The 12,462-nt window shown below is 42.6% G+C and carries 11 protein-coding genes; all 11 read right to left on the bottom strand.

Annotated features, from left to right (window positions below):
* Window positions 1-30: 30 nt before the first annotated feature.
* Window positions 31-1,512: a flippase gene (locus ACQ4N8_RS07255; RefSeq protein ID WP_430703671.1), complete on the bottom strand. Its 1,482-nt coding sequence runs from the start codon at window positions 1,510-1,512 to the stop codon at window positions 31-33.
* Window positions 1,509-2,642, bottom strand: coding sequence for a polysaccharide pyruvyl transferase family protein (locus ACQ4N8_RS07250; RefSeq protein WP_430703670.1), 1,134 nt, complete (start codon window positions 2,640-2,642; stop codon window positions 1,509-1,511). The genes ACQ4N8_RS07255 and ACQ4N8_RS07250 overlap by 4 nt, the downstream gene beginning before the upstream one ends.
* Window positions 2,643-2,667: 25 nt before the next feature.
* Window positions 2,668-4,077 (bottom strand): O-antigen polysaccharide polymerase Wzy, encoded by a 1,410-nt coding sequence (wzy, locus tag ACQ4N8_RS07245; protein ID WP_430703669.1) that lies wholly within the window; start codon window positions 4,075-4,077, stop codon window positions 2,668-2,670.
* Between the two features lie 30 nt (window positions 4,078-4,107).
* On the bottom strand, window positions 4,108-5,169 hold the full coding sequence (locus ACQ4N8_RS07240) for a glycosyltransferase (protein ID WP_430703668.1): 1,062 nt from the start codon (window positions 5,167-5,169) through the stop codon (window positions 4,108-4,110).
* A gap of 11 nt (window positions 5,170-5,180) precedes the next feature.
* Window positions 5,181-6,335 (bottom strand): glycosyltransferase, encoded by a 1,155-nt coding sequence (locus ACQ4N8_RS07235; RefSeq protein ID WP_430703667.1) that lies wholly within the window; start codon window positions 6,333-6,335, stop codon window positions 5,181-5,183.
* Complete coding sequence (locus ACQ4N8_RS07230; RefSeq protein ID WP_430703666.1) at window positions 6,332-7,615, bottom strand: glycosyltransferase family 4 protein; 1,284 nt, start codon at window positions 7,613-7,615, stop codon at window positions 6,332-6,334. The genes ACQ4N8_RS07235 and ACQ4N8_RS07230 overlap by 4 nt, the downstream gene beginning before the upstream one ends.
* Window positions 7,616-7,620: 5 nt before the next feature.
* Window positions 7,621-8,601 (bottom strand): GDP-mannose 4,6-dehydratase, encoded by a 981-nt coding sequence (gmd, locus tag ACQ4N8_RS07225; protein WP_430703665.1) that lies wholly within the window; start codon window positions 8,599-8,601, stop codon window positions 7,621-7,623.
* Between the two features lie 13 nt (window positions 8,602-8,614).
* On the bottom strand, window positions 8,615-9,568 hold the full coding sequence (fcl, locus tag ACQ4N8_RS07220) for a GDP-L-fucose synthase (RefSeq protein WP_430703664.1): 954 nt from the start codon (window positions 9,566-9,568) through the stop codon (window positions 8,615-8,617).
* A gap of 13 nt (window positions 9,569-9,581) precedes the next feature.
* Window positions 9,582-10,259, bottom strand: coding sequence for a sugar transferase (locus ACQ4N8_RS07215; RefSeq protein ID WP_430703663.1), 678 nt, complete (start codon window positions 10,257-10,259; stop codon window positions 9,582-9,584).
* Window positions 10,260-10,273: 14 nt separating this feature from the next.
* Window positions 10,274-11,164 carry a UTP--glucose-1-phosphate uridylyltransferase GalU gene (gene galU / locus ACQ4N8_RS07210; RefSeq protein WP_430703773.1) on the bottom strand — a complete coding sequence of 297 codons (891 nt, stop codon included), beginning with the start codon at window positions 11,162-11,164 and terminating at the stop codon, window positions 10,274-10,276.
* A 131-nt stretch (window positions 11,165-11,295) separates the two neighbouring features.
* Window positions 11,296-12,441, bottom strand: a complete 1,146-nt coding sequence (locus ACQ4N8_RS07205; RefSeq protein WP_430703662.1) for a nucleotidyltransferase domain-containing protein — start codon at window positions 12,439-12,441, stop codon at window positions 11,296-11,298.
* Between the last annotated feature and the right edge of the window lie 21 nt (window positions 12,442-12,462).

The raw sequence follows: 12,462 nt of genomic DNA, 5'->3' as shown, positions 1-12,462 counted from the left end.
GTGAAATCGATCTCTTTCAACCTTTTCGGGTTATTCATTCGAAACCTTCACCTTCGTTTTGAATCTTTGCTTGATCGAAAAAATACGAATAACGCGTAAAAACAATTCGTTTCTCGTTTTCACAAAATAAAGGATGCAAATGGACATGTAAATGGATGCCCCGATGAAAATTTCACACAAAAGCATGAAAATCGATGGCTGGGCGTAGGAGGAGATCACGGTTACTACGCTAAACATGACAAGTCCACTGAAAAGGTAAATGACTCCCTGCCTCAAAAATTTATAAAGGTGAAGCTTCTTTCGAACGCAATAGGTTTGATAAATGGATACAAAAAGCTCTGCGGAAATGGTTCCGATCGCAGCTCCTATGGCTCCCAGCTTAGGAATCGTGATGAGGTTGATTGCAAAATTCAATACAGCACCTAGACATACCGCTTTCACAAAGACGTGTTCCATTTTATTGGGGATAAGATATTGCATTCGAATCACATTGGCCCAAGAGATAAACAACACCGTGATCGTAAGCATCTTCGTAATCACGATACTATCCTCAAAGCCTTTACCATAAAAAATAGGAATAAAATCATTGGATATGGAGGCTAATCCAAACGCTATGGCGCATCCCATAAACATCGCTACTTGCATGGACTTCTCTAAGTATTTTTCGAGCTCTTCGTTTTTGTTGTTTGCAACTAAGTTGGACATCTTTGGCAACATGACAGTGCCTAGCGCAACGATCGCAGCCAAACAAATATTAATCAGCTTTTCGGAATACTCATAATATCCGACTTCAGCCATTGTGCTGAAGTTCCCGATCATGATCTTACTCATGATTCGATAAATGCTTGTTGCTATTAACGGTACAAATAACAGCAAGTTGGGTTTGAAATGTTTAAATACGGTACGATAATCGATTTTAACAAATGAAACAAACTTCCTGACAAACATCCATAAGTAAATCTGTCCCACAAAGTAGCTCAACGTCATAATCAGGGTATATTTCCATAAATCATCCGCTGATTTGACAAAAATAAAAACACAGGCAACCGTCATTAATTTGATAAAGATCTTTCTTGTGACCGTTTTTTTGAATTCCTCTAATCCAAAAAAGAACCAATTGATGTCCAAAAGGGCCGAAGCTACAAAGATCAATTGGAAAGCAGCAATCAAGAAGTTCTCCTTAACCCCTAAGCACAAGTAAAAGACGTATGCGGTGATGGATAGTGCTGAAGTCATGACCTGAAAAACAAAAATGCTTGAAAAGGTTTTATTGAGCTCATCTTGGCCTTTATCCCGAACTGCCGAGATCGATCGATTCCCGTAATTATTTACGCCGAGCATCGCGAAATACAAAAAGTATTGGGCGATTGAGAAAGTATAAGAATAAATCCCCGCCCCCTCCGCTCCAATCACACGTGCCAAATACGGAGCTGTAGCTAACGGCAAGATCATGATGAGTCCCTGATAAATCATGCTATATAAAAAATTGATGGTGGAGGATGATTTTTTCATTTGGAATAAGCTTTCTCATATTTATTACTGGATTCCATTCTTGCGGTCTGTATGGCACTTTTCATGACTTCAATATTCATTTTCGCCGTCCTCCGAATGGAATCATCAATGGTAATGGGTTTATCATGGTACGTTTCGATCATCTGTTCGACGATTTCCGGATTCACTTCCGAAAACAACTTACACCGTCCCTCTTCTCCGATTTGCCGATAATATCTAAGCGTTTTTTGTTTGTGTACCGGGAAAGATACGACGGATTTGCCTAATGAAGAACTAATAATCCCTACGTGTAGTTTAGGGGTAATGACAAAATCCACTTTATTTAGCAGTGCAGTTAATTGCCATGCACCTGAATATTTATAGAAATACTTTTTTTCACATTGTAGTGATTTAATGGACTTAAATTGATTAATATCAAAATTTGACTTTCCATCGTTCCCAAAAATAACGCCGTATTCGGGGTGCTTCCTCAAAAAGCGATTTAAGCCCTCGACGATATTTTGGAATTTCACATCATCCTTTGGCGTAATCCCGACATGTAGAAAAATTAATTTTTGATCCGCAAACAGTTGATTAATCGTTTCCTCTTCTTTAAGGTCAATATGTTCAACCATGGTCTGGTCGATCACTTGCGCCGTATCGCAGGTGACCTGGATATGGTTTTTCACTCCTTTATTTAGAAAATACTCTTGGGTCTCATGATCTCGAACCGTTATGTACATCGCCCTATTCATAATAAAATTAATGACCTTCAGCAGCATTCGGTTTGAAATAGGCCCGCCGCCTACCCCACAGATAACAACCTTCTTCTTCCTAAGCAAATAAAACAAGCCAATCCAAAAATAGCGAAAAAAGCGTTTAAGATGATCTTTGAAATGCGGAGTAGTTTCTCCAAAATATCCCCCTGACATATAAACCAGCAAATCCGCTTGAAAAAAATCCTTTAAAGTCATTCTGTTCGTATATTTCAGCTCATCGCGATAAAACTGGCCGATCCCATAGTGCGGCATTTCCATAAATAGAACATCCTTGGATGGTAAAGCTTCGCACGCCCCCCTATAAAACAAGTCTGCGAATAAAACATCTCCATAATTAGAACCATTGGTTGCTCCGTGTATAATTACTTTCATATGAACACCTCTTTAGATTTTCATTTCACGATAGTTGGGCCGGCAGCGTGCGTTTGCTTTTCGTAATTCGTCTCCTTTTCGCGGTCATTACTTCAACCGTGATCTGGAGAAGCACTGCAAAAATAACAATGACAAAGTTAAACGCTAAGACATTACGTGACCAAAGCATAAATAACGAACCGAGTTGGAAGAAAAACAACAGTCTTCTGCTATTACTGCAAACCGATTCTATATAACTGCTCAGTTTTCCGAGTAGGAAAAAAGCAATCACAATCCCGAGGACTCCAAAATTAATATAGATCTCGGCAATATAAGAGAATCCTCTGCCATAATGTCCTAGATAGTTCAAGACATTACTTGGATTGTAGAAGGTTGTTTTGTACAGGTCGGATTCAACTATGAAGTTCAAAGTTGAAATGGATAAAGACGGTACAATCATCGTCATGCCATATTGGAAAGAGTAAATCCCCGTATCAATGGCTGATAAAATGATCGAAAAAGGATTAAGTTGCTGCCCCATTTCCAACAACGTATCTCTTAGTCCAAACGATCCCGATAACAACGTTTCAAATCCATCTTTCCTTGTATTTGAAACCATCGGGTTGATCACCAGAACAAGAATCAAGGTGCCGATGATCAAGGATTTAGGTACGCCCTTACCCGAAAATACTTTCATGCGCCATACATACACACCTATTGCAATCGCTAAAGGATAAAGAATTTCATTTCTGTTCCCGGTAAACATCAGGATGATGAACATCACGCTTACCGGAATCAAAAACCGGGGAAGATCCTTCTTTTCCGCGAAGAACAAATAAGTGGGCATCGCTACCCAGGTCGCCCTCAAGATATACATCAATGCCGACTGTTGCCGAAAGAAGTCCTTCACTTCCAAATAGTTGGTTAACGGCAACCGACCGGTAACTACCTCGAACACGAGCCATAAAATGTAGAAGTAAATAATGCCTAATGAAAGATTCATGAATAATTTTCTTTCCGCTGGAGAAAAAGTCGAAAACCGGAGCGTCTTTTTCTCTGGGGTTATATTTGCCTTTCTCTTCGACATCATGATGCTAAACACAAATGAAAAAACACCTACATGGTAGTAGGCGTTTGCTAAATTAAAATAATCCATGTACGAGTGCCTTAGAGAGGCTATTGTTTCATACTCCGAGGGATTCAACATGACCAAAATGTCATAACCGAAACAGGATATAATGGTGTAGAGCAATATAATGTACGTAGGCCCAAAAACAACGATTTTCTTGGTTGTCGATATTTTGACAATAAATAGTACGGCAGCAAGGCCGTACACTTGCATAGCCGTTTTGGGATCTACAACATGATCATTCACGATAATCGCAATACTAAAAAACAGAGAAGCAACTAGTAGTGTATTTAATCCCCATGCTCCAAACCTTAACTTTTTCTTCATAATCATCCTTTTCCCTTTACAGTATAATGGTTACACTGTAGCTTCTATAAACTGGAGCCATCTACTAGCAATGATTTCAGATGATAACTTTTCTCGAATTTCAACTCCCTTCTTGCTGAACTGCCTTCGCAATTCATCATCACTCATTAACCGGTCTAACGCGGATTGCAGATGATCGACATCTCCAACCGGAACCAAAAAACCATTCACGCTGTCCTGGATCATATCTTTTGGGCCCCCTATTCGACAGTTCGTCGATATGGATGGAATCCCCAAAGCCAATGCTTCGGCTAATGAATTCGGAAATCCCTCGTTATTTGAAGAAAGCACAAAAATAGCGTCTTTCCGTATAATGTCTAAAATATTGGGTACGGCCTCATAAATGGTAATGCGATCTTCAAGATGTTTTTGTGTAATCAAGTTCTCTAATCGCTGCTTGTTAGGTCCGTCCCCATAAATGGCAACCGTAAATTCAGGGTGTTTTTTACACACTCTCGAAAATGCTTCAATAATGATTTCTTGATTCTTTGCATTCACTAAACGGGCTGTGTTAACAATTCTTGGATTTCTTGTTTCATCATGAACCTGAGGAAGATGGGTGATGTCTAATGGATTGGGTATGACGACTTTTTTTAGCCGAGGAAGGAAATCAAAGTGCTTTTCCGCTTCACTCGTCTGAAATACGGCTCCGGTTGCATAGCGATAGGCAACGTACCGGAGCATTTTAAACCTGGCCGGGTAAACGGCAGGGTCGTTCCTTTCGCAAACAAAAACAGGAACTCTCGTAAATGGTGCACACAATGAACATAGGATGGATGGAATGACGGCGAAACCGATAATCGCATCGTAATTTCCCGTTCTTATTTTTCTGAAGATTACCGAGAATTTTCTGATGTTTTTATTTCTGTATTTATCACATTCAGCGTAGTTAATATCAATTTGGGAGTTAAAGGTAAAGTGTTTTTCTTCTTTTTTATTCAACACCAGGATGTCGATGTCATGCCCTTGTTTTATAAATGCATCTGTTAAAATACTAGCTGCCTTTTGCTCGCCGCCGATGCCTAACGAAGAAATCACAAACAACATTCTCATCGTTATTCTCCTTAATTCGGTATTGCCAATGAGTTCGATTCGCCATGAATCATTTGCTTATACCTTAGTAAGAGGTCGTTAATTTTCAACTTTTCTTGTGTGTAGTTTTCCAATTGATTCAACATCACATCGTATTCTCCCTGACTCATTGCGGCAAAGCTCTCTAGTTGATCGATCATTTGTTCAATGTTATGGAGTTCAAACACATAGCCGCCGTTCCCATGCAGATCATCCCAAGGTGTCGTTTCTTTGCTTATCATTGGAATGCAATTCGCAATCATTGCTTCTACGATGACATGACCATAATTCTCCGATAAGGTAGGGAATAAGAAGCCATGGTAGTTATAGTAGATCTTTCTTGCATCCATCATGTTTAAGAGTCCACAGTAACGAACTTGAATATGCTCCCCAGCTTGTTTGATGATTTCTTGACATTGATTCCAATAAGCTTCGTCTTCTACAGGGCCATAGATATCAAATACAACCCTAGCGTTTAATTTGACTACCGCTTTTAAGGCATCCAGCAAATTCTTTTTAGGATGAATCCGAGAAATAAACAAGAGCTTCAACTCATTTACCTCTTTGGCTAATGGTGATACACTGTATTTTTTTCCATGCAAATTAGGTAACATGATGATTTCCTCATTAGGTATGGATAGGTATTTTTGGAGTTGCACATATTCTTCATCACTTGTAATTTGAAACTTCAATCCATTAAAATACCTCAACGTTTTCATGATCTTTAAATAAGTAACCTTCTTCAATTTCTTCATGGCAAGAATATTAATGCAAATTTCCCCTCTTGTTGCCACTACTACGGGGATGTTAAGTTTCCTTGCTGAATCAATCGCCGGTTTATTCAAACGGATACTGAATACGCCGGTTAGATAGACCATCGAAACGTCATACTCCTTCAAAAGGGAGTAGAAATTTTTCCTTGTGTACTCTCTTTCATCAAGATACAATACGGACGCTTTGCCAACTCGATTCCATCCCTCGCTTATATTCGCATAGACTTCTCGTTTTCCATGATCATGATTGCTGGTAACGATGCGGATATCGTATTCGTCACCAAAATATTCCACGAAGTTAGAGATGCTGCTAACGGGTCCTCCATATCCTGTACCGGGTATATATCCATATATGAATACAAATATCGTTTTCATCGAGCCCTCCCAGGGACGAAGACGTACTCATGGTCACTATCTAAGATTTCATAAATAAACTTCTTGATCGAAACCTCTTTCGTCAGATGACGGACTAAATAGTCCCTTCCGCGCCAACTCATTTCAGCAAGCATCGGGGTTTCCTTCTCACGGAGAAATCGTTCCAGGATCGCTTCGACTTCGTCGTAATTCCCCGGTTCCGTCACATAGCCGGACTTGGTTTCCTCAATGATCAGTCTTGCTTCCGAACCCTCCTCAAGTACGCCAAGAAGCGGTTTTCCTGCAGCAAGAATGCCGTAGAGTTTACTTGGGACAGACACGCCTTTGATTCCTTTCGCATTAATGCACCAGTGGACATCGCCGGCATTGAGGCTGTAAATCAGCTCCGATTTATCTTGATACGGGATAAAAGTTACGTTTCGGAGATGAAACTTGTCTTTATAAAGGACCAGTTTATCCCGAATGGTTCCTTCTCCCACAAATACGAAGGCTACATCCTCTCTATCCTTGAACTTCTGAATCACATGCATCAAATTTTCAAGATCATAATAAAGTCCCAGGTTGCCTGAATACATAATGATGAATTTATTTTCCAATCCGTATTTCTCTTTGAAAGCCATGACTTTAGGATGATCCGACGGCAAAGGATAGATTTCCTTCTCATTGATCCAGTTGTTAATGAACGCATGATTCGGTACGTTTGTTCCCTCAAATCTGTCCTTTAAGGTTTCAATGAGATCGCGACCAACCAGAATCACCTTGTCTGCACGTTTGCAGCTAAACTTGTCTATCCACATCATGATACTTAGGATGAGCTTATTGCTGCTGTAGCCAACAGCCATGGTCTGCTCGGGGTTGAAGTCATGGACATTATAGATGAATTTGGCTCGCTTCAACCATTTCCCCCAAACACCGGTCAGTCCCCCTAAGATAGGCGGTTGAGAAATGGAATACACATAATCCATCTTCCCAACCTTTAGGGTAGCCATCATGGCACCCAAGAAATAACTGAGTATATTTCTTATCCTGCTCACTTTGTTGCTCTTGGTGAATTCCGGAACACGAATTCGGATCACCTTTACACCGTTGATTTCTTCCTTGTAGTATTTCTTCTTCTTATACTCGTCAGCTATTTTTCCAGTATAAGAAGGAACCACGCAAATGACGGTGATATCAAATGCGTGAAGCATGCCTTCAGCCAATTCTCTTAAAATCTGACCTGTGGACGCGACATCTGGAACATAATAATGGGCATAAATTAATAGCTTCTTCTTTTCCATACCCTCTAATTAACCAAGGAGAGCTTTTGAATCGAATTTTTGATCAAATCGCTGTCCACCATCATTTTTATCAAATCTTCGAAGCTGACTTCCAATTCCCACCCCAGCTTCTCCTTCGCTTTAGAACAATCACCTAGCAATAAATCCACCTCAGCCGGGCGGAAATACTTAGGATCGATGACCACATAGTCTCTATAGTTTAAGCCGACGTAGGAGAAGGCCACCTGCAGCAACTCACGAACGGTATGCGTTTCTCCCGTGGAGATCACATAATCGTCTGGTTGATCCTGCTGCAGTATTAACCACATGGCCTTCACATAATCTCCTGCAAAGCCCCAATCCCTTTTGGCATCAAGGTTGCCCATGCGGAGCTCGCTCTGCAGCCCAAGCTTAATCCGGGCGACGGCGTTGGTCACCTTGCGTGTAACGAACTCCATGCCGCGGCGCGGGGATTCGTGGTTAAACAAGATTCCGGAACATGCGAACATGTCAAAGCTCTCGCGATAGTTCACCGTAATCCAATGCCCGTAAACTTTAGCTACTCCATATGGACTGCGAGGATAAAAGGGCGTCGTTTCCTTTTGCGGGGTCTCCACCACTTTTCCGAACATCTCGCTGCTGGATGCTTGATAGAATTTGGCATCCGACTTGGCAATACGCACCGCTTCAAGCATATTCGTTACGCCCATCCCCGTGGTCATTCCCGTAAATATGGGCTGCGGCCAGGACGTTTCAACGAATGACTGGGCAGCAAGGTTATAGACTTCGTCCGGGTCAGACTTCCTGACGGCTTCGATCAGCGAAGAAAGATCGGACAGATCACCCGAGAGCCATTCAATTTCATCCTTGATATGCTCAACGTTCTCATAGTTAGGCGTGCTGGTTCTACGCCGAACGCCATATACCTTATAGCCTTTCTTCAGGAGAAGCTCCGCCAGGTACGAACCATCCTGACCTGTAACGCCTGTAATTAATGCCTTCTTCATTCCGAATCTCCTCCTAGATCGCTACAACTTTGCGTAGTTGATGTTCGTTATTTACAAACCATTGATAGGTTGCTGCTAGGCCATCTTCCAACGGAATGGATGCTTTCCAGCCCCATTGGTTCAGCCTGGTTACATCCACGAGCTTGCGTGGAGTCCCGTCCGGCTTGCTCGTATCAAATACGATCCGTCCGCTATAGCCGACGACTTCTTTGATTTTCTCCGCAAGCTCCCGAATGGAGATGTCCTCCCCAACTCCAATATTGATGATTTCATCCTCTTCATATTGATTCATGAGATAGACGCAAGCGTCCGCCAAATCATCAACATGAAGAAACTCGCGTCTTGGATTGCCTGTTCCCCAAATTTCCACAAATTCGGCACCGCTGTGCTTCGCTTCATGAAACTTTCGGATGAGCGCCGGCAACACATGCGAACTGTGAAGATCATAATTATCGTTTGGACCGTACAAATTCGTCGGCATGACGGAAATAAATTTCGTCCCGTATTGGCGATTGTAGGCTTGGCACATCTTGATGCCGGCGATCTTCGCGATTGCATACGGTTCGTTGGTAGACTCCAGCTTGCCGGATAGTAAGTACTCCTCTTTCATGGGTTGCGGGGCAAATTTCGGATAAATGCAGGTACTCCCCAAGAAAAGTAGCTTCTCGACGCCGGCCCGGTAAGCCGAATCGATAACACTGTTTGCGATCAGCAGGTTATCGCGAATAAAATTCGCCGGGTACTCGTTATTGGCGACGATCCCCCCTACTTTAGCCGCAGCAAGAAACACGTACTCAAACCGTTCCTCCTGGAAGAAGGACAACACTTGATTGGAGTCCCGCAAATCCAGTTCAGCCGAGGCTCGAACAACGATATTTTCATAACCCTCAGACTGTAGTCGGCGCAAAATAGCCGATCCGGCAAGGCCGCGATGGCCTGCTACAAAGATTTTCGATGTTTTTTCCACAATATACCTCCGCTTAGAAAGCGTCATTAGGGCGAATCAAAATGATAAACGTCTTATAAATCAGCTTTACGTCATAAAAAAAACTGCGTTCCGAGATATACTTCAAATCCAGATCAACCATTTCCTCAAATCCGACACTGTTCCGGCCGCTCACTTGCCACAATCCCGTGCACCCCGGGGTTACCTCAAGCCTCTTCATGTGGTACGCATTATACTCTTTCACTTCTCTAGGCAGCGGCGGCCTCGGGCCAACCAGGCTCATATCGCCTTTCAACACATTCACCAGTTGCGGCAATTCATCCAAGCTCGTTTTTCGGATCAGCTTGCCTATTTTCGTGACTCGCGGATCCTCTTTGATCTTGAACATATGGCCGCTAACTTCATTTTGATTCAGCAGCTGTTCCAGCAACTCTTCCGCATTCGAAACCATCGAGCGGAACTTATACATGTTGAATGGCCTTCCGTTCTTGCCTACCCGTTGCTGCTTAAATAGGATGGGCCCTTTCGGATCCTCTAACTTGATAAGTAATGCAATCAGAGTCAGCACAGGGAGTAAAAGGAGAATGCCGAATAATGCTCCGAGGAAATCCATCGTTCGCTTAGCAGCTAAATATACGCTCCGAGTTTTAGAGGGAACTGAGACATAGGACCCTGTTTCAATAACTTGTGCTTCATTCGTTGCATTTTGCATCCAAGTAACACTCCTTATCCGATTTCTCTATGGACAAGATCTTTATAAATGAGACTTTCCATAGCTTTTAATAAATCGCCGCGGAGCTCATTATCTCTTAATGCAAAGTCTAAAGTAGTCAGGATAAATCCCAGCTTCTCTCCGACATCGTATCGGGTTCCATCGAAGTGATAGGCGTTGACGCCCTGAGTTGCATTCAATTTCTGAATCGCGTCCGTTAGCTGAATTTCTCCCCCTGAACCTTTCTCTTGCGTCGATAGGAGGTCAAAGATCTCCGGAGCCAACACATACCGTCCCATAATCGCTAAATTGGACGGAGCGGTTCCAAACGGCGGTTTCTCTACGAAATTGCCGACTTTATATAACCGCCCGTTTTTGCCTAAAGGATCGATAATCCCGTACCGGGTTGTTTCCTGATCCGGAACCGGCTGAACTCCAATGACGGACGTACCGGTTTTTTCATACTGATTGATCAGCTGCTTTAAGCAAGGGATTTCGCTATGTACGATATCGTCTCCCAATAACACAGCGAATGGCTCATTGTCGATAAAGCGTCTTGCGCACCACACAGCGTGCCCCAATCCCTTGGGTTCCTTCTGTCGAATAAAGTGAATGTCTACGCTAGAGGAACGAAGCACTTCCTCAAGCAGCTTCATTTTCCCTTTCTCCACCAGGTTGGTTTCAAGTTCGTAGGCATGATCGAAATGATCCTCGATCGCACGTTTTCCTTTGCCTGTAACAATGATGATGTCTTCGATGCCCGAATCGATCGCTTCCTCCACAATGTACTGGATGGTCGGTTTGTTAATGATCGGGAGCATCTCTTTCGGCATCGCCTTTGTCGCCGGAAGAAATCTGGTACCGAGCCCCGCTGCTGGAATGATCGCTTTACGTACCCTCTTCATGTTCGCTCCTCCAATCAAGTCTCCATTGAATTTTTCAATGACTGATAAAAAACAAAGATTTGCCTATTTCCCATGAAGGAACTCGGCAAATCTTGGCTTTTCATTTTACGATATCGTTTTTTTCAGCCAGGCTAGGGCCTATATCCTTGTCTAACCTTACGTGGAATTATTCTAGAGATTCGTCTTAACACCCTGAAGATAGGACAAATGACAAAGTAAAGGAAATACAGAGCTTTGGGCAGGCGCAGCAGGTCTATATCCTCTTTTCGCGGTGATAATAACTGGATCAGCAGATCTATTTTATGCCTGACTTTTTTACGTGAAAAATGATATCGTGTACGCCCATGACCGCTGATCAAATTAGCTGCAAGTGCAGCAAAGCGAATCGCCCTTCGATCAGGAACAAATTTGATCGAAAAGGACTCCAAAGGGGTTTGAAAAAGTTCTCTCAATAATAAAAGGGTTTGCGAAAACTCCAATCGAAACTTATAGGTGTCCAGCATCGCCTCTACTGCACGCCAATCGATGGGTTTCTGAACAAGGAAATGGATGTCCAATAGCCAACGCAGGCGAAACCAACCATGTCGAAACCCGTGCGATACTAAACTAAAAAACAAGTCCTCTCTTCCCAAATAATCAACTGAAAAATTGGAAAATGAGCAAGTGCCCTTCCGGGACCACAATTCATCGAAGGAGGGTTCCCTCCCTCTTTCCGGCTCTAGTCTCCAATGAATTTCGACTTCCAGCTTTTTCTCCGGATGATAGTAGGACGTGTGATGCCTCTTCTTCAAATCGACGGCGCCCTCATTGACGTACCCCAGTGTCCGTAACACTTCATCTGTATTCTTTAAGTCCTCTAGCGGCACAAGAATATCCAAATCCTTTGATGTTCTTAAAGAGATATCGCCATAGAGCTCTTTTCCAAGGACCGGGCCTTTCAGAATCAATGATCGGATGTTGTTGTCATTTAATAACCTTGTTACAAGTTCCAGCTCTTGGGTTAGGCAAAGCATCTTAATCACATTGCGATTTGATTCTTGTTTTAATGACATGACGACTTTCTCGGGAACAATAGTAAGCTCATAAGTCCTAATATTTCGATAGACTAGAGGATATACGCGGTGATGCATGCATAATTCTAGAAAGTAATCCCATTCCATGTCGGGGTAATCTCTGGATAGGCGTGTCGGAAGCTCCGAATCCGTATCCATTCCTATTAAAGAGAGAAGTAGTTTCAACTCTTTTGGATACGTCTTAAAAATTTCGCCAACTTCCAAATTAAATGATCCTCCCTCAAG

The organism is Paenibacillus macerans (assembly GCF_050565405.1).
In the GTDB taxonomy this organism is placed as follows: Bacteria; Bacillota; Bacilli; order Paenibacillales; family Paenibacillaceae; genus Fontibacillus; species Fontibacillus macerans_B.
Note: the sequence above shows the minus strand (reverse complement) of the source record. Positions and strands in the feature narration are given on the sequence as shown.

What these genes read in the sequence shown, in the direction of transcription:
- ACQ4N8_RS07255 (WP_430703671.1), bottom strand. Translation starts at nt 1,512, where the DNA reads ATGAAAAAATCATCCTCCACCATCAATTTTTTATATAGCATGATTTAT.
- ACQ4N8_RS07250 (WP_430703670.1), bottom strand. Translation starts at nt 2,642, where the DNA reads ATGAAAGTAATTATACACGGAGCAACCAATGGTTCTAATTATGGAGAT.
- wzy (WP_430703669.1), bottom strand. Translation starts at nt 4,077, where the DNA reads ATGAAGAAAAAGTTAAGGTTTGGAGCATGGGGATTAAATACACTACTA.
- ACQ4N8_RS07240 (WP_430703668.1), bottom strand. Translation starts at nt 5,169, where the DNA reads ATGAGAATGTTGTTTGTGATTTCTTCGTTAGGCATCGGCGGCGAGCAA.
- ACQ4N8_RS07235 (WP_430703667.1), bottom strand. Translation starts at nt 6,335, where the DNA reads ATGAAAACGATATTTGTATTCATATATGGATATATACCCGGTACAGGA.
- ACQ4N8_RS07230 (WP_430703666.1), bottom strand. Translation starts at nt 7,615, where the DNA reads ATGGAAAAGAAGAAGCTATTAATTTATGCCCATTATTATGTTCCAGAT.
- gmd (WP_430703665.1), bottom strand. Translation starts at nt 8,601, where the DNA reads ATGAAGAAGGCATTAATTACAGGCGTTACAGGTCAGGATGGTTCGTAC.
- ACQ4N8_RS07215 (WP_430703663.1), bottom strand. Translation starts at nt 10,259, where the DNA reads ATGCAAAATGCAACGAATGAAGCACAAGTTATTGAAACAGGGTCCTAT.
- galU (WP_430703773.1), bottom strand. Translation starts at nt 11,164, where the DNA reads ATGAAGAGGGTACGTAAAGCGATCATTCCAGCAGCGGGGCTCGGTACC.